Below are 26,737 nucleotides of genomic sequence, written 5' to 3'. Positions count from 1 at the left end.
TGCTCATGACGAATCGCAATTCGACGGGCACCGAGCCCGTATCGCCGCGAGAGTTCGCCGAATTGCGCCAGGCCGCTATCGACAAGTTCGAGAAGGAACGTCGCGAGCGAGAGACGAAAATCCACGGGCCGGCCGCTCCGGATTTGACTGCGAACGATGCACGCCGAAGCACTGCGATCATGCTCGGAAGCCGGATCGCAGTGGCAGCGATGGGGTGGACCGGCTCGGTTCTGATCGCGCGTTCGATCAGCCCTGACGAATTCGGTCAGTTCTCCCTCATCTTCGGATTGCTCGGATTGTTGTCCGTCGTCACCGATCTCGGCGTCGGCCGAGTGGTGCTCGCGAAGTTGGTCGAGTGCAATCCGTGGGAAGTTTCGCTGGTCACCACCGCGTTCATATCCCTACGGGTCGCCCTTGGTCTTTTCGGATACATCGTCGCGGTGGGTTATGTCTGGATTCTCCGCTACCCCGCAGAAGTGGTCGAAGCAACGGCGGTCGCTGGTTTGGTCGTTGTCGTTGCCACTCCCAGCCATGCACTTTCCGTCATGTACCAGAGCCGCCTGCGCATGACGTATGTCGCGATCGCCGAGGGCGTCGGGCAACTCGCCCAGCTTGTCGCGACCATCGTCGCGGTTTTGTGGCAGCCGATCCTCCTCGTTCTCGTCATCCCTGCGGTTATCAACGAAGTGGTCGCGGCCGTCGTGAAAGTGCGCGGTGTCCGAAAGGGCGTCGCCGGGCCTAGGCCGTCGTCACGAGCGCAGTTTCGTAGGTGGCGGGAAATGCTGATCGAAGCAATCCCTTTGAGCATCGGCTTCGCTTTGGTCACGCTTCTGTCCAAAGTGGATGTGCTGCTCTTGGGCAAGCTCGATACTTTCGATTCGGTCGGCTTGTACACCATCGGGTACAAATTCGCGGACCTTCTGCAAATCGTCGCAATCACCGTAGTCACCCCGGTAACAACACTTCTCGTGTCCTATTGGCCCGACAGCGTGGCAGTGTTCCGCGAACGAAGCCGCGAAACATTCATCGTCCTGACAGTTCTCGGGAGCGCATCGATCGCCGCGTTCTGGCCTGCTGCCACCGGAGTGCTCACCTTTCTGTACGGAGAGCGGTTCGCAATTGCAGGGACCTCGACGCGACTGTTGGTGCTTGGCGCATGCTTCTCGATGCTCACCCAGTTGGGGTTGATGATCCTGGTTGCGAGCGGCCGGCATCGAATATATCCGTGGATTGCATTGGGCGGCTTACTCTTCAATATCGTGGTCAACATCGTGTTAATTCCTCGAATGTCATTCAACGGAGCGGCAGTTGCGACCGTATCGACCGAACTGCTTCTTTTCGTTGCAATTTGGGTTGTAGTGCGGCAAAGTCTGCCGGTTCACAGAATGTTTCCGATGCTCCCGCTCGGAGCGGCCGTCGCCCTCTGCGCGGTGGTCACAGTGGCAGGAACGATCTGCGTCGAAAGGTTGGGCGTGCCATGGCCAGTCGTTTCGGTTCTCGCTCCACTTGGGACAGTCGGAATCTATGCACTTGTATCGCTCGCGGGCGGGAAGTCGCCACTCGCAATGGTAAAACCCGACAGGGAAGTAAAATGACACGAACGATCATTTTCGTCAGCCACACTGGAGAGATCTCCGGCGCCGAACTGGTCATGCTCCAACTGATGCGTTTGGCACACGAGCAGGGTTTCACGGTAATGTTGGCTTGTCCGGAAGGGCCGCTGAGGGATCGCGCATGCGCGTCAGTCGACTTCGAAACGGTCACGCTACCAACCCTGTCGCTCAGAGGCGAAGGGGGTCTGGCACGCGTCCTGGCGATTCTCGAAGTTGCAAAGAATTGGCGAATTGCCGGGCGCATCATTGCGTCTCGGGCTCAGTCGGCCAGCTCGACCGTGATAGTCAACTCATTGTTCGCATTGCCGGTGATCAGGCTCGGCCGCGTACCGCAACGTGCAACGTGGCTTGTCCACGACACTCTCTCGAGCACAAAACAACGATTCGTCGTACGGATTGCAAAACCCGGGATCCGACGAGCAGTCGCCGTCTCCGGACCGACATCGCTTCCTGTTCTTTCGCTGGGAATTCCCACCTCGGTGTCACGACTTGGTGTTGTAGTTCCCCCTGAGGTAACGGAAGTTCGATCACCGGCACGCCGAGTTGTCGGAATCATCGGGTCACTGACGCCGTGGAAAGGCCACTTGGTGTTGATGGATGCCATCGCCCGCACAGTAGACGTCCAACTCGAAATCGCCGGACTTCCGTTCCCGGGCGATGAAATGTACGCACAAGTACTTCGTGAACGCGCACAGCAGCCGGATCTGGCGGGTCGCGTCACATTTCTCGGATATGTCGATTCACTGGCAACTATCAAAGGATGGGACATCGCGATTTCTGCGAGCACCTCTCCCGAAGCCGGCCCACTCGTGGCACTCGAAGCAATGAGCATCGGAGTGCCAGTCGTCGGAACCGATCTCGGCGGCACCAGCGAGCTGCTGGGGGACGGCGCCGGATCGCTCGTCGAGCCATCTGATTCAGTAGAACTCGCAGCCGAGATAACGAGACTGTTGGAGGACGGGAGTGCACGATCCGAATTGTCACGCATCGGCCGGCGGAAGGTAGAGGACCGATATGACATCCAGAAGAATCTTCCGGCTCTGCTGAAGGAGCTCATCGATGGCTAAGGCACGTCGAGTCGCCGCAGTCGCAGTGGTCTTGTTGATTGTCGGATTGGTAGTCCATTCTTCGATTACCGCAACCGGCGAACCTTGCGCAGTTCAACCTTCGTCAGACAATACTGGCATCGCACTTGGTTCCGGCTATACCGCAATGAGTGACGCCGAAATGGATCGAACGGTGGAAGCTATTCGATCATCGGGTTCGCACTGGGTCAGATTCGACATCGACTGGTCCGCCATCGAAAGTACCGACGGCACCTTCGACTGGTCCGGAACCGATCGCCTCGTGGACATCGCGAAATCTTCCGGGCTCGAGATTCTCGGTCTCATCACCTACACGCCTGCCTGGGCAAGAGATCCGGCAGCGACGAGTCCTGACACGCATACCCGTCCGGCCGACCCGGACGCGTTCGGTAGGTTCGCGGCGCTTGCCGCTGCCCGCTACTCGAATTCCATTTCGTCATGGGAGATCTGGAACGAGCCCAATCTCCAAACATTCTTCAATCCGACGCCGGATCCTGAGTATTACTCGAAGCTGCTCGCCGCATCGAGCGTAGCAATCGAGGCAGTGCAACCGGGCGCAACAATTGTCTCCGGTGGCTTGTCCCCCGCAACTGACAACGGCGCTGACATAAGCCCCACGACGTTCCTCGCGAACATCTACGAATATGGAGCTGGACAACACTTCGACGTTGTCGGAATGCATCCGTACACCTACCCGGCACTGCCCTCGGACCCGTTGACTCGAAACTGGAACTCTTTCTATCGAATGCGGCTGATGCACGACACAATGGTTGCAAACGGCGACTCGACCAAATCTATTTGGGCGACCGAATTCGGGGCACCAACAGGAACTGGTCTCGACGCTGTGACCGAGTCGATGCAAGCCGAGATACTGCGTGACGGATTCAACGAAGCGCGTAGCCTCGGGTTCGTTCAGAAGGTCTTCGTTTACAGTCTCCAGGACCGCGGCTCCGATCCCGGTGATCGCGAACAAAACTTTGGCCTTCTGGATCTCGACTTCGAACCGAAGCCCGCAATGGCCGTGTTGCAAGATGCAAACGAAACTGGAGGATGCCTCTGAACTATTGATCATTTTCGACCACAGTCACCGAGAAAATCGGACAATACCAACCGGCGCATTTCGCAGTAGCACCCAACCGGACGGAAGTACTGCAGAACCGACTTCGAGACTGGTGCCAAGTGACCCAATTCATGCAATTCTTTGATTTGTCGGATTGGTCATCTAGTTCGGCTTCCAACTTGTCTGTCCCGCACCGGTTTCGAGTCACTGTGGAAAGAAGGTGGTCGGCGTGAGTCGACTTCGATTGTCCCTCGCCTGCGCCCTGTTGACTGTCGGGTCATTGAGCGCGTGTGCACCGAGTCCCGTTCCAACAACAACCCCAACCCCGAACTCGACGTGCAGTTCCGTTGGTTTAGGGATCGCCGCGGGCGCCCCACTCAACGGTCTCTCTCAGAATGATCTCGATGCAGAACTGACCGCAATGAAGAATGCCGGCGCGACCTGGCTCAGGTTCGACGTCGATTGGTCCGCCGTCGAATCAACCAAGGGCCAACAGAATTGGAGCACAACGGACCGCGTCGTCGATCGAGCACGTCTCCAAGGATTGAGCGTCTTGGGAATCGTTACGTACACGCCGGCTTGGGCTCGCGTCGCCGGGGTCAACGATACCCACGGGTATCCATCCGATCCGGCCGCGTTTGCCAAGTTTGCACAACAAGCAGCACAACGGTACTCGAACAGAATCAGCACTTGGGAGATTTGGAACGAACCGAACCTGACACAATTCTTCCGCCCCAAGCCGAATGTGAACACATACACTGCACTCCTGAAAGCCGCATCTGAAAGTATCCGTGCGGTACAACCGGGTGCAAAGATTCTCAACGGCGGTTTGGCACCGGCCGTCGACAACGGATCCGACATCTCACCGGTCACATATCTCAAGGGTATGTACGCGGCAGGAGCAAAGTCTTCATTCGATGTCTTTTCGATCCATCCGTACAGTTGGCCTGCGCTACCTTCGGATTCGTCCACCCAGAATTGGAACACTTTCTACAGGATCCGACTGATGCGAGAATCGATGGTGCAGAACGGGGACAGCGGAAAGAAAGTCTGGGCAACCGAATTCGGAGCTCCGACAGGTACAGGCCCGACCGCCGTCAGCCCGCAATTACAGGCCAACATCATCTCGGATGGATTCGCGCAAGCAAAGGTGCTCGGTTACATCGAGCGCATTTTCATCTACAGCATGCGTGATCGCGGAACCAACACTTCGGATATCGAACAGAACTTCGGTCTGGTCACGATCAATTACACTCCGAAACCCGCACTCGCAGCGGTGAAACAGGCAGTTGGAGGGTGCAGCACACCCAAGATCTAGTGAAAGCCCGGTCCTTCAGGATTCCGACTGTCCGTCTGCTGAATCCGAACGTATAAGGCTCACGCGAGTTCTTTGCCTCCTCTTTCGAATTTCCGCTATATCTTTGGAGGTCAGCATAATTCGTTCGGTCGAGGCTTCGGAGTCGATGCCGTCGGCTTCCCCGGACGCCTTGACACCAGTTGCATCATTGCTGGTCGACTCCGCTCCGGAAATCTCCACTGCGGACGCCTCGACTCCGGCGCCCTCGACATCAACAGCCTGCACGATCTGCGGCTCTTCGAGCTCGACCCCTGCGCTCGGCTTGGGCATAGCCTTCGGCAGGTTCTTCTTCGCAATACTGACCGTTTTCGCATCCACCAGGCTGGCGCGATCCCTCCTCGAATCCAGGGCGGAAGTATCCATTCCGTACGGCACGGCAACGGAAGGCTCGTTCAGCCGCGGCGCACCGGACTTCACCCAGGCGCTGTCGGACGGGGCCTGTGAGTTCGTGGCCGAGTTGGTCGGCTCGGCCGCCAGTTTCACTGAACTTGCGGGCCTGCGTCTGCGACGCAGCACCGCGAGGGTAAGTACGTCGAGGAGAGGCTCGGGAGCAGACGGACCCACGAGTACCAGTGTTCGCGCAACATCGACTTCGGCCAAAGCCCTGAGGCATTCGACGATCTCCCGTTGGTTGGCGTGCTGTGCGGAGACAACAACCAGGGCAAACCCGGTTCCATTGGAGTCAAATCGGCGCCACCAGTCCGACTTCAGCGAATATCGGGAGACCCCGGATCGCACGTGCGCAGGAACATCCCATGATGTGGAGAGGACGCCGTCACCCGAAAGCACCAGGACATGATCACCGAGACTTGCACGCTGGCATATCGTCAGCGCGAGGTTCGGCGGAAACTCAGCGGCTTCGGAGTGCTGCAGGAGTAGTGAGGCTCCGTATTTCCGGGCCGTTCGACGTGCCCACGCGTCGGTCACTCGCGAACTGAATCGACCCCGGCAGGCAGAGAGGATTTCGGCAGCGAGAATGAGGACCACCAAGAACGCAACCGCCGACTCGACGAGTGGCTTCGGCGCAACCGGCAGACCCGTTCCCGCGGGGGCGGAAAGCAACTGCAGTCGGTCGGAACCGGATACGGTCGATCTCAACTGGCGCAACTGCTCCAGCCTCGCGTCGAGATCCGCCTTGATAGTCGGATCGTCGGCGGGCGTCTCGTATTCGTCCAAGCTTTCTCGCCGCGCTGCGTCCAAGTCCCCGTTCAATCGAGCGATGTCGTCGGTGAGAACTCGGGTACGACGATCCAGCGTGTCTGCATTGCGTCGCGCCTGCGCGTCGCTCAAGGTGGCGACGACTATTCGTGCCAGCGCGTCCGCGTCAGCCTGACTGAAGGCAGTCGCCTTGACGAATACCAATGCCGGAGAAGTACCGGGCGTCACCGAGATGTGGCTTGAGACATCCGCTGTCGTCCACCCGTTATTCAACTGGTCGTGGATGGCGGCAACCACATCGCTATCGGTGGCCAGTGCGACATAGGGGGCAACCAACTGGCCGAGGTTCGCGTCCGTCACGACGATCTGAGAGGCAGACTGAACCTCCGCGACGATGTCGGATTGATACACCGGTGTCGCGCTTCCCCGCACAGCGTAGACAATCCCACCGACGAGCAATGCGATGACAAGAGCGGGGAAGAACACTCTTGCAAGGTTTCGTGCATGCCTCACCAGGTCGAAAGTGGGCGGAACGCCGAGTTCGCGACGTATCGCCGCATCCCTGGTACTCGAATCTGCCATCTTGAGTACCCCCGATTGGATCGCGCGTTGAAGCGTAGCTGAAAGAAACCAAAAGTTTGCCGAACGCACACAAACATACCTGACGGCTGATGTCAGCTACCAAGTAGCCATCGCGGTCGCGACCACATTTGCCAGTACTCGACGATTTCGGCTCCGCTCGCGTCGTACAGAGCATTGCCGGCAGCGCTGGCGAGACCACACACGGCGCCGTCGCCGACAGCCTCGAATGCGGCTGCCGACACTTGCCGAAGGACCCGTAACCCATGTCCGCGCCGCTGTCCTTGCGCCCTGGTTCCGGCCGCCCACACAGTGCTGATGGGCTTACCGAACGACAGCATCGCTGCGGTCTGCAGCGTGTCGAGTTCGAACAGGCCGACGACTGAACGCTCACTTGGTCGGTCGGGGGCCGCCTCCTGATACACCAGAGTCGCAGATTCGCGATCGATACCGAAAACATCCTCCGCAAGTTGTCGTGCTGAACGCAGGTCGCCATCTTCCAGGATCCGCACCGCGGCATCCGGCGCTGACGGAGAATTCGGTAGCGCGCGCAGCGAACTCGAACCGACGCACACCCACCCTGCATCCGCGAGGACGGTCGCGGCATCCAGGCCCGCCCCGGCGAGCATGACAACGGTGCGCAGTCGCTCTGCGAGCACTCGTTCCACAACGGCGACCGTGTTTTTCCGCACATCACCCCCATGGACCAATGCAAGGTTGTAGCTGGGATCGGGTGCACCCGTGAGAGCGATCCACCAACCGTCGTCGGCGAGATACACACCGGTCTCAGGTACGAGTCCAGACATGTTCTGCCCATAGGCATCCCGTAAGGCGGTCAACCCCGCCACCGTCCGAAGTGGTTGCGATCCGGTCATCGTCGTCTCCTGGGTCCAGGTATTGTGGGGCCATCAAACAGATCAAATCGGCCTTGAAGATTGCGGGCATACCTCTATCACTCCTCGCCCTTGGTGCGGCAGCGGGTTGGCCCGTCTTCGTCTCACCCAAGATCGATGCACCACGAAGTGCTGACGCTATCGTTGTCCTCGGCGGAGCACACGACGGACGCGAGGAGGTCGGAATCCAACTGATGAAAGACGGTTACGCACCACGCCTGATCTTCTCGAATCCGTACGGCGACAACGACAAGAAGATGCGGTCGATCTGCGAGGGTACGTTCGACTTCCCTGTCGACTGTTTCGTCCCGTCACCGTCCACCACCGAGGGCGAGGGGTTCGAAATCGAGAGAATGGCTAATGCCAACGGATGGAAGACTGTCATCGTCGTGACGTTCGTTCCTCATATCTCGCGGGCGCGGCACATCATTTCGCAGTGTTATCAAGGAGAACTGGTCATGGTCGCAAGCCGTCCGGAACTCTCGATCGGGACGTGGGCATTCAACTACGTTTACCAAACTGCCGGCTACGTCAAGAATCTGTTCTCGCATTGTTGAGCTCGACAGCTGACAGGAGGGTGCCCGGCGCGGATATCCGCGCCGGCACCAACCGCGTAGTCAGTACGCTCCGTCGCTTTTCGCGACCGCTGAGACGGTACGAGTAATGATCGAAAGATTTTGCAGGATAGACCAATTCTCCACGTAGGAAGAGTCCAGTCGAACAGATTCTTCCCACGAGAGATCACTGCGACCACTTACTTGCCAGAGGCCGGTGATGCCAGGCTTGACCAGCAGGCGCCGGGCAACCTCGTCGTCGTACATCTCGACCTCGCGACGCAATGGCGGCCGTGGGCCGACAACGCTCATCTCTCCGCGAATGACGTTGAAGAACTGCGGTAGCTCGTCGATACTCAATCGACGAAGGATCTTGCCGACGGACGTGATTCGTGGATCCTCACGCATCTTGAACAACACACCTCCGGCGCCTTCGTTGTCCCCCATCAGATCGACAACCTGCTGATCGGCGCCTTCCACCATGGTACGAAACTTGAACATGGGGAACGGTTTCCCGTTGAGGCCGATGCGTTCCGCCTTGTAGAACACCGGGCCTTTCGACGTGAACTTGACTGCAGCGGCAGCGGCGAGCATGACCGGCGCCACGAGGAGGATCATCAGCATCGAGAACACCGCGTCGAACACAGCGGGCGCAAGCCGGTTCGCGCCCTGGTAGCGCGGCCGCGCAACGTGAATCAACGGGAGTCCCGCCGCAGGGCGAAACATCAAGCGAGCCTTCGACACATCGGCCACGACCGGTGAAACCACCATGTCGACGCCCTCGGCTTCGAGGTCCCACATCAGTTTGCGAATGCCCACCTGTCCGAGGTCTTCGGTCCCGGTTACGATGACGGTGTCTGCGCCACTTGCGCGCATCGCCTCGACTACCTCGAACTCGTTGCCCATTACCGGGACTGCTGCTCCGTCGACAACGATGTGATCGTCCAACGCGGTCGCCCGACGCGGAATGCACGCTCCCACAACGTCGTAGCCTGCCGAGGATTCCCGCACGAAGGCACGCGTAGTAGCAACGACGGACGCATGTCCACCGACCAACAGCACCGAGTTACGGCAATCCCCGATCGCACGCTTCTTTCGAATGTCGCGTCGCCAGAGGTAGCGTCCGAGAAGCAGCGCAGCGAGTCCGACGGGCAGTGCGATCATGAGGTAGCTTCGCGCAATTCCCACGCCCAGAATGATCCCGGCCAATGCGCCTACTCCGAAGACCTGGCCGGTAGCGAGCAGTACCTTCTCGTACTCGTCACTGCCCTCGCCCAGCATCGCCTGATGACGGCTACGCCCCCGTGCGAGGGCGATCATCCACAGTCCTCCCAACGCTGCAGACGCGATCACTTTAAGTGGTGTCAGCCACTCGATGGGATGCGGCCACATACTGCCGATCTGAGCGAGTGCGATCACGAACAGGACCGTGATCGAATCGCTCACGGCGATCCGCTTCCGGTATGCCCGGCGCCAGTCTGTTCCGACATGAGCGGAATCCTGCGATACCGCCGACCGGCTCTCCACCTCAGCATGAACGCTCATTTGCCATCAGTCTTTCTTGTCATACGAACGGCGTCAGCGGATCGAACGGCTTGGGGGATCGCTGATCGGTAGCCACCGCGAGCGTCCAGGTACGGCAACACCCCGCCGGTTGCCGTACCTCGCTGCTCGCAGTGCAGAAATGAACCGTCATCGGACCCCCCTACATAACCGCCGATCAAAGGCCAATTCATGCAAGAAAACGACCCAGTGTTGCTCATTTCGTACGTAAACATACCTTAGGTTTGTTTCAACTGCACTCACCAAGCCCAAGCTATTTTCCGATTGCCAGGTGATTACCGGGCAATTACGTCAAAGTGGGCTAATCCTCCACGTCTTCGAGACGTCTTCCCTCACGAATCCGAATGTCGGCGATCAGCATGTCCAGGGCGCCCAGGAGTGCAGTGTCGGCGCGTCGGCACTGCTCGATCAGAGCTTCCAGATCAGCTTCATCGGCGCTTTCGATCACACCGGCTTTGGCGGCCCTGCTCAGTACTTTTTCGGCGAGGAGCAACGGCGGCTGCGACCGAGCGATGCCGTCCATGGATGACGCGCGAGCCTTCTCGGCAGCCTTCAAAGCGTCCCACGCCCGCTCTTGCTCAGCGATGTCGACCGCCCCGGAACTGACCAGGTGCGGGCTGCGGTGCACGAGTTTCGCGATCAATGCACCGGCCACGTCGTCCAATTCGAAAACACCGTGTGCTTGAGCGATCCGCGAGTGGAACAACACCTGAAGCAACAGGTCTCCGAGTTCCTCCCGAAGATCGCTCTCGTCGTCGCTTCGAATCGCGTCGAGTACCTCGTAGGTCTCCTCGACGAGGTAAACGGAGAGGCTCTCGTGCGTCTGGGTCGACTCCCAACCGCCGCGATTCCACAACCGGTCCATGATCGACGCCGCTTCCACCAGTCGATCGCCGTGAATGGGTTCGGCGCGAATCATCTTTACCCCAGCGGCAGACAACGCCGCGATCTTCGGCTCGGCGGTGTCCATCATCACAGTCACCGCGGCGCCGGGTGTCGTGGCCGGCAGTGCGCCGCGTACCGAGTCGGGGACGTCCGGGTCGATATCGATCGCGCCGGACAGGAACGGGAGCGCCTCCAGCGGAAAGACATGCGGCCGCAAAGGATCGAGCAGTACGACGACGGGCGATTCGTTCACCGTGTGCTCACGCCTCGACCAGGACGGCACCGGCGGCGCGCCCGTCAATCGCCAGGATGAAGTCCGCGATGTACTGGAGCAATTCGACGTCCCGCAGGCGATCCGAGCCGACTCCGCCGGTGCGAGGCAGCGGGAGTTGCACGAGCCCGGTCGTTGCCCGGTACTGCGCGCTCGGATAGATCCTCTTGAGCCTGATCTGTTTGGAATCGGGCAGTGACATAGGCGAGATCTTGAGCTGAGTTCCGGTAACGGCGACTTCCTCCAGTTGATACTCGCGGCAGAGCAGTCGAAGCTTGGCCACCGAGATCAGCCGTCGAACCTCTTCGGGCAGTGGGCCGTAGCGATCGACCAGTTCTTCGACTACGGCAGCGATGCCGTCGGAATCAGTTGCCGCAGCGAGCTTGCGGTACCCCTCCAACCTGAGCCTGTCACTGGTGACGTAGTCGGGCGGGATGTGCGCGTCCACCGGTAGGTCGATCCGGACTTCCTTCGTGCCCTCGTCCATTGTGATCGGTTTGCCGTCGGCTGCAGCCCGGAAGGCTTCGACCGCCTCACCGACCAGCCTGACGTACAGATCGAACCCGACCCCCGCGACGTGGCCGGACTGCTCTGCGCCCAGAACGTTTCCGGCTCCACGGATTTCGAGGTCCTTCATCGCGACGGCCATACCCGCGCCGAGGTCCGAATTCTGCGAAATCGTTGCCAGTCGGTCGTATGCCGTTTCCGTCAAAGGCTTTTCGGCCGGGTACAGGAAATAGGCGTATCCACGTTCACGACTACGCCCGACGCGTCCGCGAAGCTGATGCAACTGCGAGAGGCCCAGCGAATCCGCACGTTCGACGATCAGTGTGTTCGCGTTCGAGATGTCCAGACCGGTTTCGATGATCGTGGTACAGACCAACACGTCGAAGTCGCGTTCCCAGAATCCTTGCACGGTCTTTTCGAGAGTGTCCTCGTTCATCTGACCGTGCGCGACGACGACGCGAGCCTCCGGGACGAGTTCACGGATCTTCTTGGCTGCCTTGTCGATCGAGCTGACACGGTTGTGTACGTAGAAGACCTGGCCGTCGCGCAGAAGTTCACGCCGGATGGCCGCGGCAACCTGCTTGTCCGCATACGCGCCGACGTACGTGAGGATCGGATGACGTTCTTCCGGCGGTGTGAGGATCGTGGACATTTCGCGGATCCCGGCCATGCTCATCTCGAGAGTACGAGGAATCGGGGTAGCCGACATCGTCAGGACGTCGACGTGGGTGCGTAGCGCCTTGATGTGTTCCTTGTGCTCGACTCCGAATCGCTGTTCCTCGTCGACGATCACAAGCCCGAGGTCCTTCCAGCGAATACCGGTCTGCAGCAACCTGTGAGTACCGACGACGATGTCGATCTCACCTTCCGCCATGCCTGCGATGATTTCCTTCGAGTCCTTGGCGTCGGTGAACCGGGACAGCCCTCGCACCTTTACCGGGAACGACGCCATTCGTTCAGTGAAGGTCTGAAGATGTTGCTGTGCAAGCAGAGTCGTCGGCACCAGCACCGCCACCTGCTTGCCGTCCTGCACTGCCTTGAACGCGGCGCGAACGGCGATCTCCGTCTTGCCGTACCCGACGTCACCGATCACCACCCGGTCCATCGGAACCGGCTTCTCCATGTCGGCCTTGACCTCACTGATGACGGTCAACTGGTCGATCGTCTCGGTGAAAGCGAATGCGTCTTCGAGTTCCTTCTGCCACGGTGTGTCCGGGCCGAACGCATGCCCGGGAGCAGCCTGACGCGCTGCGTAGAGCTGAACCAGCTCGCCCGCGATCTCACGAACTGCCTTGCGGGCCTTACGCTTGGTGTTTGCCCAGTCGGATCCACCGAGCTTGCTCAGCGCCGGCAACTCCCCACCGACGTATCGGGAGAGTTGATCGAGCGATTCCATCGGGACGAACAGACGATCGCCCGGGTGACCGCGCTTGCTCGGCGCGTATTCGATGACCAGGTATTCACGACGCGCCCCACCGATAGTGCGTTCGACCATTTCGACGAACCGGCCGATACCGTGCTGATCATGCACGACCATGTCCCCTGCCGACAGCGCGAGGGGATCAACCTGATTGCGGCGCTTGGCCGGCAAGCGCTTTCCGTCGCCGACCGCAGCAACGCGGTTGCCGGTCAGATCGGACTCGGTGACGATCACCATCCCAGGCGTCGAGTCGTCGCCGGCGAGTACCAGTCCGTCATGCAGTGATCCGCGGAGCACCGCGACCTGTCCACGGGCGGGGGTGGCGCCGGCATCGAGCATCTTGGCGGGCACTTCGGCTTCACCGAGTCGCTCCACGACGCGGCTTGCGGTTCCGGCACCTGCCACCACGATCGCCGCGCGACCGCCCGTGCTCACGTGCGCCCGAAGGCTGACGAACAGCTCGGCCAACAGGTCGTCGGAACCGCGCACCTGCGGTGCCGCATGCACCGGGAGTTCGAGTTCTTCACCGTTTCCCGACGCCAGCGGGCTGACTGTCCACCAGGGTCGGCCGGCAGCTTCGGCAGATTCGCGAACATGACGAAGCGACCGGTACGCGGAGGCACCGAGATCGACTCCTCCGCCGTTGAGGATCGACGTGTCGAGCGGTGCAGCGCCGCCGATCGACGCCGCCGTCCACGATGCTTCCAAGAATTCCTGGCCGGTGCGCACCAGGTCGGTGGCGCGGGTGCGCACCTTTTCCGGATCACACAGAAGAATGTGCGCCCCTTCAGGAAGTACATCGGAAAGTAGCTGCAGTTCACCGGGTTTGAGAACCGGGAGCAGAGCTTCCATCCCCTCGACGGGGATACCTGCCGAGATCTTGTCCAGCATCTCGACCAACGACGCGTCAGCCTGGTTCTCAGCAGCGAGTGCGGCAGCTCGATCACGAACATCAGCTGTCAAAATCAGTTCACGACACGGCGGCGCGATCACGGAATCGACGTCGACGTCCGCTAGCGAACGCTGATCGGCAACTGAGAAGTAGCGAAGCTCCGATACCTCGTCACCCCAGAATTCGATACGGACCGGATGATCCGCCGTCGGCGAGAACAGGTCGAGAATGCCACCACGGACCGCGAACTCACCACGCTTTCCCACCATGTCGACGCGGCTGTACGCCATCTCCACCAGACGAACCAGAACGGAATCGAAATCGATCTCGGTGCCGACGCGCAACGTGATCGGTTCTATCTCGCCCAGGCCTGGCGCCATCGGCTGAACGAGAGAGCGCACCGTGGTGACGATCACCCGAAGTGGCGATCCGTACGAGGCGTCGTCTGGTCTGGCGAGTCTGCGCAGTACCTCCACCCGTCGCCCAACGGTATCCGCGCTCGGCGACAGTCGCTCGTGCGGCAATGTTTCCCACGACGGGAACTGCGCCACGCCTCCACCGAGCATCTCGGTGAGTTCCGAAGTGAGATCGTCGGCTTCACGACCGGTGGCCGTCACCAGCAGCACCGGCGTGCGAGCGGCGAGTGCAGCGGCGATGAACGGTCGAGCCGGCTTCGGAGCCACGATGTCCAAGGCGGCCGAGCCGATGGATTCGATCACCGGAGTGAACGCGGCATCTGCGAGGGCGACCTCGGCGAGTCCAGCGAGCGCAGTCTGGGCAGAGGACAAGGAAGTCAACGAACGCGCTCCTGAACAGTGATGACGGGTTGCGGACGCACAGCCCGAGCGCAATATCCCCACCGAGGCAGAGTTGTGCGCCGGTTCGATTCTATCGGTGTGCGATCTCGCAGCGCAGTCCGATCCGTTCAGTTTCCCGTAGCACTCGTCTTCTTCGACGTCCGCTTGGACGGCGAGGATTGTGTGACCGGAGTGATCGGCGGCGCCACGGCCGCACTCACGTATGAGTTGAGCGCCCGAACGCGACCGATCACCTTCGTCGCCTGACCGGTTCTCCGTAGGCGTACAGTCCTGCGACCGTTCGGCGCGAGGTGGAACCAGGAGTCTTCGGGCTCGAAGCCCTGCAGTTCGAGGGCAACGTATTGGGCGGAAGCATCCGTCGAGACGTCGACTACCCACTCTTCGTCACCGACGTTGCGCGCTGTGGCAACAAGTCCGACCGATCGCTCGCGAGGCCGCGCCGAGCCACCCAGGAGGTGGACCACTTCGTCCACCATCTCGCCGTCTTCGTCTTCGAGTGTGACGGTGACGGCGTCGTATGTCCGCGCCCCGAACCGAAAGACGTGAGTGAGGTCGGTGAAACGGCCGACAAGGCTGTTCACGGACCAGGTCAGACTTGAATGCGCTTCCACCTTGACCGGTAGCGCGACGTCGACCGGGACGACACCTGACCGACTGTGCGCTCGAAACCTGATCTCGCCGACGACAGGTTCGGCGGTCTCGTTGATCGCGTCGAGCCTCAATCCGTCCATACCGTCGTCCGTGACGAGGAGCGCGATCGGTTTGGCGCTCCTACGGAGCACGAACCACGGAGCTTTGGGGCTGCCGCTCCAATCGAGGACCCCCCATCCCGGTCCGGGCTCCAGGTCTCGCAGTGCGAGTGTCAAGGCGCCGTCGCACCGAGAGTCCGGGCGACGCCAGTATCCGAGCGTCGATGCGAACGCCTCACATACAGCTGCTCGCCCCAGGTCGAGATAGCGTTCCGGGTCGGACCACCGGACTTCACGAGCGTCTTCGCCGAAAAGCGCGTGGACGTAGTGGTCCCGAACATCCTCGAAATCCCACGACGATCCGTTGTCCCGAGGCACCGCGGCTTTCCATGCCGGGTGGTGCCCCGCGACGGCGAGTGAACCGAATTCGTTCTCGATCACCGCATTCGACGGTGGAATCGAAAATGCCAATGATTCGGTCGCAAAACGTACTCGCGCGCTGAGCACGTCGGCCAGTGGACGACGATAGGCACCCACCCCGAAGTAGTGAGCGACCCCGCTTCCGACATGCGTTGCCAATTGCTCGCCCCCGCGAGGCGCCGAGGGGGACGAAGTCACGTACTCGAGTTCGGGTGCCACCGTCGAGATCAACTCCGGCAGTCTCGAATGAATGAGCGGGATGTGTTGATCGACCAAGCCCAGCATGGTCGGCTGCTGTTCGGTCTCGCTGCCGCCGCAGAAGACTGCCAAAGCGGGATTTCCGCGCACTCTGTGCAAGAACTCGGTGACCTCGGAGGCAACGAGTTCGAAGAATTCGTCGGTGTCGGGCGGATCGAGCGTCGCCAACATCATGTCCTGCCACACGAGAATGCCCAGACGCGCGCATTCCTCCCAGAAGTGGTCGCTCTCGTAGACCATCGTCCCCGGGATTCGAATCATGTTCAGGCCCGCCTCTGCCAGGCGTTCCAAGACACGAGTGGTGCCGGCGTCGCCTTGAAGCGAGATCGGGTCGGTCGGCACCCACACCGAACCACGGCAGTACACCCGGATGCCGTTGACATACAAACGGAATCCACCATCGGATCTGTCGACCTCCACCGTCCGGAAGCCAACTGAACCGAGATGCTCGGAGACTCCGAGCGCTTCCATCGTCACCCGATAAGTGCGCGGGGTGCCATGAGTGTGCGGCCACCACAACTGCGCGTCCGGCACTTCGACGACGCCGGACACCTCGAGAAATCCATCCGGTCCGGCGGATACAGCCAATTGCCGCGAGTGTTCGCCGACGCGCACGGTCACGTACTCCAGCGAGGCCGGCAATCCGGTGAGCCGAGCACTGACGGCAACGCGACCGGTTGTGCCGTCAATACTCGCATGCTTGACAGCAGAGACTGCGGCGGCAATCCCCTTGTCCAACAAGCGGATACCCCGCCACGGACCCACCGGTACCGGTACACCACTGAACACGGGAGCCATACCGAGCATCGTGGTTCGGATCCACCGAAGACCCTGTTCACGGACCATCGACGAGCGCCAACGCCCTCGGGGACGCCTCGATCTCAAAATCGCGGAGAGAGAATGAAAATGAACAGCCACCTGGACACGTTTACCAGCTCCGACTCCGGCCGGAATGATCACTTCCCCAGGTGTGAACATGGATTCAGTGGACGCGACACGGACACCGCCGATCCAGACATCCGCAAACGCCGTCATACCGTCGAACTGGAGCAGCCACGACCCCTCACCGGTCGTGGCCACGGTAGTCACGAACCACCAGTCCGACGATGAAACGGACGATTCTGAAACAGACGACGACGAAACGGACTTCGTGCGTCCGGCGTCCGTCTGCTCCGCACGTAACGCACCGACGACTGTTCCAGGCACGGACGCTGCGACCCACTCGGTCACACCTTCGAGGGCATCCGGGTCGGATATGGATCCGGGTTCGGTTGCAGCGCATCGCCATATCGCGCCGGCCAGCAGGTCTGCTGACGAACGAGGCACTGTCAGACCAACCTCAAGTGTCGATGCGAGTCGACGCCGACTGTGTCGGCAACGATTTCCATCGCCCTCTTCCACGACACGGCCATCTCGTCGAGTTGCTCACGCGGGTCCACCGCGCGGCCCCTGGATGCACGCGCCATCTGAAACTGCACGCTCTTGGCACCGGATGCCACTTTGCGGAAATCTGGCGCAGCTTCGCCTGTCCCGGAGAAACCTGCAGTGTCCAAGAACTCGCTGGCGTCGGCAGCCAGCTCCGCGCTGGCCCCGCACTGACGAAGTAGCCCGAAGGACCAGAGGTGAAACGCATCCATACCCGCCCCCTGCACCCATTCGAGGTCTTCGATCACCTTGCGTCCCAGCTCTCGCACGGGATTACCCACCGCTCGAACCGCTACATTCCGCCGAGCCACTTCGGCGATGTTTCCGGCGTTGGTCGCGTGAACCGGATTCAACCTGATCTGTTCGACATAGGGCACGAACGAAGGAAGTGAGGAACGATCGAGATCGAAGACGCCGGAGAAATCGTCGCCTCGCAGCAAGTAGTACCCGCTGTTGTGAAAGTACTCGAGCTCGCCGGCAACGCGATCGATCCGATTGGGCACGATCGTGGTCTTGGTGTGCCCCTCGTGATAACTCGTTCCAAGAGTGTCGGGAAGCCAGTATCCGTCCACTTCAACCGTCGACAGCATCCCAACCGCGAGGTTGTCCTCGACATGGATCAGCGGTGCCCGCCAGACGTTCATCTCGGCGACTTCGATTCCGTACAGCGCGTAGATGTCCTCGGCCTTGAGCTTGAGGAACGTCCACTGAGTCCCGTCGAACCGCGATGAGAAGGCACATGCCAATGCCGGGACGGGGTCCAACCCCAGCGAATGCAACACTTCGATCCACAGATCCGTGTAGCAGTTGGTCTGCGCCCACACGCGGTCGTCCTGGTGCAACGAATGGGGCCGGTAGCGATCAGGTGAAATGTCGATCAGCCGTGACATCAGATGCCCATTCGTTCACGAACGGAGGTTGGCCATGCAGCCACGTCAAGACCATGAGTCCGCAACAAGGACAACGCGATTCGCTCCATCCCGAATCCGACGCACGAGCTGTGTGCCACCTCCCCCTCCGCCGTTCGGATGTCGAAGTTGACACCGAAATGGTCGAGATGGTTGTTCGAGGACACGATCGCCGTGCCCTCGTCGAGATCTCCGTAGAGCCGAACCGTCAGTTCCGTCTTGAGATTCTCTTCACGCTGGTTGGCTGCAAGCATCTTTCCGGCGCGCCCGAAGAAAGGATCATTGGCGATCACCGGGGTAGCGTCGAGTTCGAGCCGGCCGAGCACCTCGAGCCCCCGCTCGATCCAATGCTCGCGATGCGCTCGCGCTGCCGCGGCGTCACCGATCGTCACGAACTCGTGCATCCGAAACGCTTGCATGCGAGCCGGATCGATCGCCGGTTCGTGCCGGAAGCAAAAACCGTAGATGTCCAGCAGCACTCCGCCTTCGGGGAGAACTCCGGTATACCGCGCATAGGCAGGATGGCACGCTGCGGACACGAGCATGGTCTCGGTCGGCTCGAGGTGGCGGTCCCACGATTGTCCCTCGGCGCGATCGGCCAGCAGTCGCGCGTGATCGCGATTGGAACCGGCGAAGGTGTTGATGGCGCCGGTGAGGTTGGGAAACGAAGCGATGTAGTCGGTGCGCTCGAAACTGCTCCGCGGGAACACCGGCGGGAACCGCAGCCGAGTCGCGGCGTCGCCTGGCCCCGCTGCAATCACCACTCGGTCGATACCGTCGACGATGTCCTCGAACACGCCGGAACGCCCGTAGAGTCCCGGCACCTCCGTCTCGACGAGAAGTCCTTCGACGAGCAGTTCACGTTGAAATGCAGCCCGGGCCCGATCCAGATCGGTCTCGCCTGTCACAGTCTCGTTCGTCACAGTCTCGTTCGTCATAGCGTTCCCCGGTATCCGATAGCCATGTGCGCTGAACCTGCCATGATTCGATCGTTGTTCACCATCACCGCTGCGCCGTGCGCGTCACGAAGGTGCCGACCGAGCGAAAATTCGGTGTCCTCGCGATATCCCGAGATTCCACAGATCAACATTGTCTGCCCCACGATTTCCACCACCGCTGTCGACGCTGTGACTTTCAGGTTGTTCATCGCGAGCGAAAATCCCACCGCTCCCGTCGCCTCGAAATCGGCAACGCCTTCCTCCGCGTGGACTGCGCGGTCGTACCTGCGCGCAGAGGCACCGACGAGATCGGCGAATTGTTGTGCCGAAGCGGCAACTTCGGCGAGCCGCAGCGCTCCGGGGGAAGTGACCCCGGGCTGCTTGCGGGCGGCGGCACGCACGTACTTGCGCGCCTTCTCGACTGCAGCGTCGGCAATTCCCAACCACACCGAACTCCAGACGACGTGCGAGACCGGAAGCATCGTGTGGGTGGAGATATCGGAATACGGTACGCCGGCGACCATCTCCGGCGTCGAGGTGGCCCGAAGGATGTAACCGAGACTGCAAGTACCCCTCAGCCCCAGCGTGTTCCACTCGGTGGTGCGTTCGAGCGTCAGGTCTGGGGTACGACACACCACGAGAACCTGATCGTTCGGCTGACTCTCCGGTGTTCGCCGAGCCGTCACGACTATCGCGTCGGAGTGTTCACCGTACGAAATGACAGGCGCGTTCTTGATCAACAGCAGGTGACCGCCCAAGTCTTCCACCGCGCAGTAACTCCGGCTGACGTCACCACCGATTCCCAGCTCAGTGGTTGCCGATGCCAACAGCAATTGCTTGTCGACCGTTTCTTCGACAAACTCGCGTAGTGCTTCGGTGTTGCCGTGCTTGACCAACGAGTATATCTGCGTCTGATGCATCGCGAAAATCATTCCGCTTGCTGCACAGCGCGTTCCGATCACACGGGCGATCTGCGACACTTCCTGCAGCGAGAGCCCTTCGCCGCCTAGTTCCCTCGGCACAGCTACGGACAGCAGCCGTTCGCTTCGCATGGCGTCGACAGCTTCACGCGGAAACCTTGCTTCTGCATCGACTTCGTCGGCCCACACCGCTGCAACTTCGTCGGCCAACCGTGCGGCCCGCTCGAGGGCCGTTCCGGTGGAGCACTGCGATTGCGGAGCGTTCATGCAGCACCCAACTCCGTCAACGCACCCTCGATCGCCTTGACGCTTGCGAAAGTACTCTTCCGCAACAACTCGTCAGGGAACTCGATGTCGAACGAATCCTCCAGCGCCAACATGACATTCACGCTCGCGTGCGACGTCAAACCCAACTCGTAAAGATCGGCCTCTCCGTCGATCGTGCTCACGTCGACTGCCAGCCGACCGTGCTCGACGAGCACTTTCCGAATTGCCTGATCAATCATCAGCGATGTCGTCCTTCTTTTCGATGCGAGCGCCCGAGCGTGTTGCGATCACCATTGCGATGGCCACGTCCGCTTCGTGCGAGATAGATACTTGAAAATCGTGCAGATCCTGGGTCCGCGCGAGTTCCGCGGCATTACCGGACAGCGTCACCCCACAGCCACCCCACTCGGCCCGAGTGATTTCGATGGAACTCCACGGAACGGGAACGTCACCAGGCCGCAGTACCTTCACCACAGCCTCTTTGGCGGCGAAACGTGCAGCCAATCGTTGATCCCGCGCCGGCCCGGCGCACGTCTGCAATTCGTGCGGGGTGAAGGTCCGATCGAGATACCTCCGCCCGAAGAGTTCGATACTTCGAGTGACATCCACGACGTTCACTACGTCACAGCCGATCCGCGGGCCGATGTCGAGCATCGGCGTCGGCGCAGTGTCACCCATCTGTTGACTCCCCATCTGGGGTCGTACACGCCGGGCAGCCCCCTATGCTGCCCGGTGCGCCGACGCCGTCACCCTGCCCTGACAAACCTTCATTCTCAGCAATTCTTCAGCTACCGATAGAACATACCGCAATCCGAAGATTGACGGCAAGATCGGACTTTCAGATTCCCATCAACACTATAAACATACTCTTAGTTTGTTTCGAATGCAGAACAAAGAGAACAATGTCCCTACCAGGACATTTGCAGTAAATTGACCAAAGGAGCAGTGCGGAGAGCCAGTGATTTCAGTGATCACTGGCAAGGCGACGGGCCGCGAATTGCCTGAAGTACTCCACTTTCGATTCCGGGACCACGATCGGAAGTATCAGGTTCCACGATGCCTTCATAGAGTCCGAAAGCTCACGAACGGTCCCGGTCGCGGCTGCCATCAGCCGAACTCCCGACGCAACTTCCAACAGGAAACGAGCAATGTCAGCAGAATCCGCGTCCGAACGCAGATCACCTTCGTCGGCCGCACGGCTGGCAAGTTCACGGTAAATGTCGAGCCACACGTCCAGAGTCGCCGGCCCGGAGCCCCGATAGTCCCCGATCTCGACCAACAAGCGGAACGTAGCTCTAACCATGGCGTCATGCGCACCGATGTCGACGATGACCGACGAAATACCGATCAGTGACTCGAGCGCGGGAGTTCGACGGTCCAACCAGAGCTCACATTTTGCGTCGAAACGTGCCGAACCCTCGTCGATCACGGCCCGCGCGAGTTCTTCCTTGGACCCGAAATGGAAGTACAGGGCGCCTTTGGTCACCTGCGACTCGGCGATGATCTCGCTCAAGCTGGCATTGGCATAGCCCAGGCGCAAGAACACACCCGCTGCTCCGCGCAGCACCGAATCACGGGTGGCTTCTGCCCGCTCTTGCCTCACCATCGATCCGGCCTCCAATCACCACACATCGAACGAATTCTTGGTCTTACCCGTTCACAGCGTCAAAATGGATGGCACGGTTCGGCATTCAACCCACCCTGCAAACAAATGAGACATTTGCCCATCAAACGATCGTGATACAGCGAACACAGCTTAGACCGCGATCCATCTCTGCGCGGCAGGCGCGCCTGGTTAACCCTCCAATTGTGGATCGGCTTCCAGATTCGTCAGCCCATTCCAACACAAATTCACGAGGTGAGCGGCGACAACTTCCTTCGACGGAGTCCGTTCGTCGAGCCACCAAGTAGCCGTAGTGGACACCATGCCGACAAGCGCCTGTGCGTACATCGTTGCTAGTCCGGGGTCGAAACCGCGTCTGGAGAAGTCCCCCGCCAACAGGTAGCCCACCTGACTGATCGCGTCGTTGAGGAGGCTCGAATATGTCCCACTGGGCGCGACAACGGACGAATCGCGCACGAGTATCCGAAATCCGTCGGTGTGCTCTTCCACGTAGGTGAGCAAAGCCAACGCAACCCGCTCGACTCGAACTCTCGAGCGATTTTGTGAGAGCGAAGACGTGATCATCTCGAGGAGTCGCGACATCTCCCGGTCCACTACGACGGCGTACAGCCCCTCCTTGCCGCCGAAGTGCTCGTACACGACAGGCTTGGACACGTTCGCGCGCTGGGCGATCTCCTCGATCGAGGTCGCTTCGTATCCCCGTTCGGCGAACAATGCCCGCCCGATCTCGATCAGCTGTTGCCGACGTTGGGTACCGGTCATCCGGATCCGTGTCACTCGTTCGGGAACTGGATCCCCGCCACCCGAACCGGACACCGTCGCCATTGTCTTCCTCTCGCCGACACACAAATCACTGCTGTGGACGCTCAGCCTATCGGGACTTCAGGGGCCCGATCGGAGGAGCGGTTCGACCTACGGCGGGTCGGCATGCGATTATTCTCTCGCGCGTTCGGCCGCAAGGCTCGGCAATGCGTGGCAATCCGCCGTGGTGTAATGGCAGCACCTCTGATTTTGGTTCAGATAGTTCAGGTTCGAGTCCTGGCGGCGGAGCTGGTGAACAACATGCTTTCCCGAGCGGAATGTATGTCTTGATCGACAGTTTGATCGACAGAGGGAGCTCAAACCAGTGCAGACCGCCGTGATCGTTCTCGCAGCGGGTGCCGGTACACGAATGAAGTCGAAGACTCCCAAGGTCCTCCACACTCTCGCCGGACGCAGCATGCTGGCACATTCGCTTCACGCGGCAACCTCACTGAATCCCACGCACCTGGTGACCGTCGTCGGTCACGATCGTGAGCGTGTCACCGAAGCCGTGAACGCAGTCGCCGGGGAACTGGACCGTTCCGTCACCGTCGCTGTTCAGGACGAGCAGAAGGGCACCGGGCACGCTGTCAGTTGTGGGCTCGAGGGGTTGCCGGCCGACTTCTCCGGGACCGTACTCGTCACAGCCGCCGACGTGCCTCTGCTCGACGGAAAGACCATCGCAGACCTCCTCGCCCAGCACACGGCTGCTCCCGCGGCCGCGGTGACGGTGTTGACGTCGACGGCCGTCGACCCCACCGGCTACGGGCGAATCCTTCGTACGACGGACGGCGAGGTGAACGCCATAGTCGAGGAGAAGGAAGCCACCGATTCGCAGCGCTCGATCACCGAGGTCAATTCAGGGGTCTACGCCTTCGACTTCGAAACTCTGCGCGACGCGCTGGCGTCCCTCGACTCCAACAACGCACAACACGAGTTCTATCTCACCGATGTGATCATGATCGCCCGTCGCGCGGGCAAGCGTGTTCGTGCTCAGCACATCGCGGATTCGGTTCTCGTCGCGGGCGCCAACGATCGCGTGCAGCTCTCGACGCTCGCCCGCGAGATGAACCGTCGGATCCTCGAGAAGTGGATGCGTGCCGGCGTCACCGTCGTCGATCCTGCGAGCACATGGATAGATTGCGACGTGCACGTCGCACAGGACGTGACGCTCCTGCCCGGAGTTCAGTTGACCGGCACAACCTCGGTGGGCGAAGACGCCGTGATCGGCCCGGATACCACCTTGGACAACGTGACCGTCGGTGAGCGCGCAGTAGTCGTCCGCTCGCACGGGACCGACTCCGTTGTCGGCGCGGACGCGGCTGTGGGCCCCTTCGCCTATCTCCGGCCTGGTACCCGCCTCGGGGCACACGGCAAGATCGGCGCCTACGTGGAAACCAAGAACGCGGATATCGGCGAGCATTCGAAGATTCCGCATCTTACCTACGTCGGCGACGCCACCATCGGCCATCACAGCAATATCGGAGCTTCGAGCGTCTTCGTCAATTACGACGGGGTGAACAAGAGCCGTACTGTGGTGGGGTCGCATGTCCGAACAGGCTCCGACACCATGTTCGTCGCCCCTCTCGTCGTGGGAGACGGCGCATACACGGGTGCGGGCACGGTCTTGAAGAACGACGTACCGCCTGGGGCGCTCGCCGTCTCGGGTGGGGTGCAGCGCAACATCGAGGGCTGGGTCCAGAAGAATCGTCCCGGCACACCCGCGGCCGATGCCGCTGCAGCAGCTGCAGCAGCTGCACAACCTGACGGCCCTGCAACAACCTGACAGCCCTACAACAACCTGACAGCCCTGCACAACAGACAGCACAGATCACCACCAGATCGACCGGCAAGTACAAAAGGATGGCATGAACCAGTGACTGCGAATTGGATCGACAACCAGAAGAACCTGATGTTGTTCTCGGGTCGCGCACATCCCGAGTTGGCGGAGCAGGTGGCGAAGGAACTCGATATCCGCGTCACCCCGCAGACCGCGCGCGACTTCGCGAACGGTGAGATCTTCGTTCGATTCGAAGAGTCGGTTCGCGGCTCCGATGCGTTCGTCCTGCAGAGTCATCCGGCACCGCTGAACACGTGGGTGATGGAGCAGCTCATCATGATCGACGCTCTCAAGCGTGGATCGGCAAAGCGCATCACCGCCGTTCTTCCGTTCTACCCGTACGCCCGCCAGGACAAGAAGCATCGCGGACGCGAGCCGATCTCCGCTCGCCTGATTGCCGACCTGCTCAAGACCGCCGGCGCCGATCGCATCATCACGGTCGACCTGCATACCGATCAGATCCAGGGCTTTTTCGACGGCCCCGTCGATCACATGCACGCACACAGCCAGTTGGCCAACCACATTCGCGCGGGCTACAACCTCGAGAACATCACGGTGGTGTCCCCCGACTCGGGCCGCGTTCGTGTCGCCGAGAAGTGGGCCGACTCGCTCGGCGGAGCACCGCTGGCATTCATTCACAAGACGCGCGACCCGTTGGTACCCAACCAGGTCAAGTCCAACCGCGTCGTCGGTGAGGTCGAAGGTCGCACCTGCATCCTGATCGACGACATGATCGACACCGGCGGAACCATCGCCGGCGCGGTCAAGGTGCTCAAGGAGGCCGGTGCAGGTGACGTCGTCATCGCTGCAACCCACGGCGTCCTCTCCGACCCTGCGGCCGAGCGTCTGTCGACGTGTGGCGCGAAGGAAGTTGTTGTCACCAACACACTTCCGATCGACGAGTCGAAGAAGTTCCCGACGCTGACGGTGCTGTCCATCGCACCGCTGCTCGCTCGCACCATCAAGGAAGTTTTCGAGAACGGTTCTGTGACTTCGCTGTTCAACGGCAGCGCCTAGTCTCGCGCCGCACTACGGGCGCGTACCTGTGACTTCACGGTCACCGGTACGCGCCCGTCGTCGTCTTCGTGAAGGTCTCAGAAACAGACCACCCGGTCATCATGAAACCACCTGTGGGACACACGAATACCGCCGAATGCGACGATTGACATGATCTTGATCACGCTACCGTCGAGAAACCCAGGTCGATGTTGGGGCGGTGTTCACCGCGCCGCAATCTTCGCCTAGTGTGGCTCGTCGTGATCGACGCGCAAACCCTGGAATCCCGGCCCGAATCTCATTCCCTGAATTCATCAGTTCCGACGATCCGGCGGTGGCGCCCAGGATCTTGTGTCTGGTGCGGAGACGACAACTCCGTGGACATGTTCCGCAACGAACCCCGCTGCGGAAAATGCCGTGAAAACGAAGGCATCATCGACGACGCCAAGCGCTTCCTCGGCATGTACGGTCTGCGCCCGCTCGGCGGCACGCTGCAGTCCGACGACGACGAAGAGCGCGAGTACCGCGTCAACGCACGCGAGGCACGCCGAGTCCTGAACGAGATCCGCATGGACGTCCTTCCCGATGCGGCCGCTGTTCGCAAGGCAATTCGGCCCCGCGCCGCAACGGTTGTCGCCGACACGTCACCCGCACGCGCTTCCCGCCCCGCCAGCACGGGCACAGCGACGCGTGTTGCCGCTCCGGTCAAGACCGACACCGTGGACATCGACACGCTCCAGACGCGCGTCCTAGGGCTTCTCGATCAGCTCGGTTCGATCGACGAGCAGATCAAGGTCGCCGAACTCGCACAAGGGTTGCCGGCTCGCGCACGACTGAGCGATCTGAACAAGCAGAAGGCCACGGTTCTTCGCACGCTGGCCGCTCTCGAGAAGGCCCGCATCGCCGCCTCCAACTAATTCTCCTCGCGTCCGTCCCACGGCCCCGTCTCACTTGCGAGACGGGGCCGTTCTGTATGAGCAGGTACCTTTACGAATC

21 protein-coding genes and 1 tRNA gene are annotated in these 26,737 nt (G+C 60.8%); 9 read left to right on the top strand and 13 right to left on the bottom strand.

The genetic code is table 11. The annotated features are described in order from the left end of the window. The first annotated feature begins 5 nt into the window (after positions 1 to 5). From G9U53_RS26835 to G9U53_RS26820, 4 genes are all read left to right on the top strand, one after another. Positions 6 to 1,595, top strand: a complete 1,590-nt coding sequence (locus G9U53_RS26835) for a flippase (RefSeq protein WP_063316863.1) — start codon at positions 6 to 8, stop codon at positions 1,593 to 1,595. Next, a complete protein-coding gene (locus G9U53_RS26830) occupies positions 1,592 to 2,680 on the top strand; it encodes a glycosyltransferase family 4 protein (protein ID WP_083058234.1) in 1,089 nt (362 codons plus the stop codon). The genes G9U53_RS26835 and G9U53_RS26830 overlap by 4 nt, the downstream gene beginning before the upstream one ends. Next, positions 2,673 to 3,758, top strand: coding sequence for a beta-xylosidase (locus G9U53_RS26825; RefSeq protein WP_165639607.1), 1,086 nt, complete (start codon positions 2,673 to 2,675; stop codon positions 3,756 to 3,758). Before G9U53_RS26830 ends, G9U53_RS26825 begins: the two co-directional genes overlap by 8 nt. A 220-nt stretch (positions 3,759 to 3,978) precedes the next feature. Further along, positions 3,979 to 5,076 carry a cellulase family glycosylhydrolase gene (locus G9U53_RS26820; RefSeq protein WP_197487750.1) on the top strand — a complete coding sequence of 366 codons (1,098 nt, stop codon included), beginning with the start codon at positions 3,979 to 3,981 and terminating at the stop codon, positions 5,074 to 5,076. 15 nt (positions 5,077 to 5,091) lie between these two features. On the opposite strand, the gene G9U53_RS26815 is transcribed toward G9U53_RS26820, so the two are convergent. Both G9U53_RS26815 and G9U53_RS26810 read right to left on the bottom strand, forming a co-directional pair. Continuing rightward, positions 5,092 to 6,855 carry a hypothetical protein gene (locus G9U53_RS26815; protein ID WP_139799832.1) on the bottom strand — a complete coding sequence of 588 codons (1,764 nt, stop codon included), beginning with the start codon at positions 6,853 to 6,855 and terminating at the stop codon, positions 5,092 to 5,094. Positions 6,856 to 6,947: 92 nt separating this feature from the next. Beyond that, entirely contained in the window at positions 6,948 to 7,727 is a 780-nt protein-coding gene (locus G9U53_RS26810; protein WP_075833977.1) for a hypothetical protein, read from the bottom strand. A 53-nt stretch (positions 7,728 to 7,780) separates the two neighbouring features. Between G9U53_RS26810 and G9U53_RS26805 the strand changes: the two genes are divergently transcribed. Beyond that, a complete protein-coding gene (locus G9U53_RS26805; protein ID WP_020970286.1) occupies positions 7,781 to 8,302 on the top strand; it encodes a YdcF family protein in 522 nt (173 codons plus the stop codon). Between the two features lie 60 nt (positions 8,303 to 8,362). On the opposite strand, the gene G9U53_RS26800 is transcribed toward G9U53_RS26805, so the two are convergent. The 11 genes from G9U53_RS26800 to G9U53_RS26750 form a co-directional block, all read right to left on the bottom strand. Continuing rightward, the gene (locus tag G9U53_RS26800) at positions 8,363 to 9,844 is read right to left on the bottom strand and encodes a sugar transferase (protein WP_054826093.1); all 1,482 of its coding nucleotides are present in this window, start codon (positions 9,842 to 9,844) and stop codon (positions 8,363 to 8,365) included. Between the two features lie 319 nt (positions 9,845 to 10,163). Then, complete coding sequence (locus G9U53_RS26795) at positions 10,164 to 11,000, bottom strand: MazG family protein (RefSeq protein WP_030536281.1); 837 nt, start codon at positions 10,998 to 11,000, stop codon at positions 10,164 to 10,166. Positions 11,001 to 11,007: 7 nt separating this feature from the next. Then, a complete protein-coding gene (gene mfd / locus G9U53_RS26790) occupies positions 11,008 to 14,634 on the bottom strand; it encodes a transcription-repair coupling factor (protein WP_003946285.1) in 3,627 nt (1,208 codons plus the stop codon). Positions 14,635 to 14,762: 128 nt separating this feature from the next. Beyond that, positions 14,763 to 17,348, bottom strand: a complete 2,586-nt coding sequence (locus G9U53_RS26785) for a glycosyl hydrolase (RefSeq protein WP_165639606.1) — start codon at positions 17,346 to 17,348, stop codon at positions 14,763 to 14,765. Positions 17,349 to 17,350: 2 nt separating this feature from the next. Further along, positions 17,351 to 18,337 carry a DUF1839 family protein gene (locus G9U53_RS26780; RefSeq protein WP_081558197.1) on the bottom strand — a complete coding sequence of 329 codons (987 nt, stop codon included), beginning with the start codon at positions 18,335 to 18,337 and terminating at the stop codon, positions 17,351 to 17,353. Continuing rightward, positions 18,337 to 19,293, bottom strand: coding sequence for an amino acid--[acyl-carrier-protein] ligase (locus G9U53_RS26775; protein ID WP_165639605.1), 957 nt, complete (start codon positions 19,291 to 19,293; stop codon positions 18,337 to 18,339). The genes G9U53_RS26780 and G9U53_RS26775 overlap by 1 nt, the downstream gene beginning before the upstream one ends. Beyond that, positions 19,290 to 20,480 carry an acyl-CoA dehydrogenase family protein gene (locus tag G9U53_RS26770; RefSeq protein ID WP_003946288.1) on the bottom strand — a complete coding sequence of 397 codons (1,191 nt, stop codon included), beginning with the start codon at positions 20,478 to 20,480 and terminating at the stop codon, positions 19,290 to 19,292. Before G9U53_RS26770 ends, G9U53_RS26775 begins: the two co-directional genes overlap by 4 nt. Beyond that, positions 20,477 to 20,719, bottom strand: a complete 243-nt coding sequence (locus tag G9U53_RS26765; protein ID WP_003946296.1) for an acyl carrier protein — start codon at positions 20,717 to 20,719, stop codon at positions 20,477 to 20,479. Before G9U53_RS26765 ends, G9U53_RS26770 begins: the two co-directional genes overlap by 4 nt. Then, a complete protein-coding gene (locus G9U53_RS26760; RefSeq protein ID WP_047270297.1) occupies positions 20,712 to 21,158 on the bottom strand; it encodes a holo-ACP synthase in 447 nt (148 codons plus the stop codon). Before G9U53_RS26760 ends, G9U53_RS26765 begins: the two co-directional genes overlap by 8 nt. A gap of 286 nt (positions 21,159 to 21,444) precedes the next feature. Further along, entirely contained in the window at positions 21,445 to 22,086 is a 642-nt protein-coding gene (locus G9U53_RS26755; RefSeq protein ID WP_003946317.1) for a ScbR family autoregulator-binding transcription factor, read from the bottom strand. Between the two features lie 189 nt (positions 22,087 to 22,275). Then, a complete protein-coding gene (locus G9U53_RS26750; RefSeq protein WP_003946303.1) occupies positions 22,276 to 22,929 on the bottom strand; it encodes a TetR/AcrR family transcriptional regulator in 654 nt (217 codons plus the stop codon). Between the two features lie 154 nt (positions 22,930 to 23,083). Here G9U53_RS26750 and G9U53_RS26745 point away from each other — a divergent pair. From G9U53_RS26745 to G9U53_RS26730, 4 genes are all read left to right on the top strand, one after another. Further along, a tRNA-Gln gene (locus G9U53_RS26745) sits at positions 23,084 to 23,154 on the top strand. A 76-nt stretch (positions 23,155 to 23,230) separates the two neighbouring features. Then, entirely contained in the window at positions 23,231 to 24,691 is a 1,461-nt protein-coding gene (gene glmU / locus G9U53_RS26740) for a bifunctional UDP-N-acetylglucosamine diphosphorylase/glucosamine-1-phosphate N-acetyltransferase GlmU (RefSeq protein WP_081558199.1), read from the top strand. Positions 24,692 to 24,781: 90 nt separating this feature from the next. Further along, on the top strand, positions 24,782 to 25,762 hold the full coding sequence (locus tag G9U53_RS26735; protein ID WP_003946284.1) for a ribose-phosphate diphosphokinase: 981 nt from the start codon (positions 24,782 to 24,784) through the stop codon (positions 25,760 to 25,762). 362 nt (positions 25,763 to 26,124) lie between these two features. Further along, positions 26,125 to 26,658 (top strand): hypothetical protein, encoded by a 534-nt coding sequence (locus G9U53_RS26730; RefSeq protein WP_058226039.1) that lies wholly within the window; start codon positions 26,125 to 26,127, stop codon positions 26,656 to 26,658. The last annotated feature ends 79 nt before the right edge of the window (positions 26,659 to 26,737 follow it).

The organism is Rhodococcus sp. D-46, from assembly GCF_011290655.1.
Taxonomy (GTDB): Bacteria; Actinomycetota; Actinomycetes; order Mycobacteriales; family Mycobacteriaceae; genus Rhodococcus_F; species Rhodococcus_F qingshengii.
The sequence above is the reverse complement of the archived record's forward strand: the minus strand, read 5'-3'. Positions and strand labels throughout refer to the sequence as shown.

Excerpts from the sequence above, each read along its gene's own strand:
- G9U53_RS26835 (WP_063316863.1), top strand. The coding sequence starts at position 6 with ATGACGAATCGCAATTCGACGGGCACCGAGCCCGTATCGCCGCGAGAG.
- G9U53_RS26830 (WP_083058234.1), top strand. The coding sequence starts at position 1,592 with ATGACACGAACGATCATTTTCGTCAGCCACACTGGAGAGATCTCCGGC.
- G9U53_RS26825 (WP_165639607.1), top strand. The coding sequence starts at position 2,673 with ATGGCTAAGGCACGTCGAGTCGCCGCAGTCGCAGTGGTCTTGTTGATT.
- G9U53_RS26815 (WP_139799832.1), bottom strand. The coding sequence starts at position 6,855 with ATGGCAGATTCGAGTACCAGGGATGCGGCGATACGTCGCGAACTCGGC.
- G9U53_RS26810 (WP_075833977.1), bottom strand. The coding sequence starts at position 7,727 with ATGACCGGATCGCAACCACTTCGGACGGTGGCGGGGTTGACCGCCTTA.
- G9U53_RS26800 (WP_054826093.1), bottom strand. The coding sequence starts at position 9,844 with ATGAGCGTTCATGCTGAGGTGGAGAGCCGGTCGGCGGTATCGCAGGAT.
- G9U53_RS26780 (WP_081558197.1), bottom strand. The coding sequence starts at position 18,337 with ATGTCACGGCTGATCGACATTTCACCTGATCGCTACCGGCCCCATTCG.
- G9U53_RS26775 (WP_165639605.1), bottom strand. The coding sequence starts at position 19,293 with ATGACGAACGAGACTGTGACGAACGAGACTGTGACAGGCGAGACCGAT.
- G9U53_RS26770 (WP_003946288.1), bottom strand. The coding sequence starts at position 20,480 with ATGAACGCTCCGCAATCGCAGTGCTCCACCGGAACGGCCCTCGAGCGG.
- G9U53_RS26765 (WP_003946296.1), bottom strand. The coding sequence starts at position 20,719 with ATGATTGATCAGGCAATTCGGAAAGTGCTCGTCGAGCACGGTCGGCTG.
- G9U53_RS26760 (WP_047270297.1), bottom strand. The coding sequence starts at position 21,158 with ATGGGTGACACTGCGCCGACGCCGATGCTCGACATCGGCCCGCGGATC.
- G9U53_RS26755 (WP_003946317.1), bottom strand. The coding sequence starts at position 22,086 with ATGGTGAGGCAAGAGCGGGCAGAAGCCACCCGTGATTCGGTGCTGCGC.
- G9U53_RS26750 (WP_003946303.1), bottom strand. The coding sequence starts at position 22,929 with ATGGCGACGGTGTCCGGTTCGGGTGGCGGGGATCCAGTTCCCGAACGA.
- G9U53_RS26730 (WP_058226039.1), top strand. The coding sequence starts at position 26,125 with ATGTTCCGCAACGAACCCCGCTGCGGAAAATGCCGTGAAAACGAAGGC.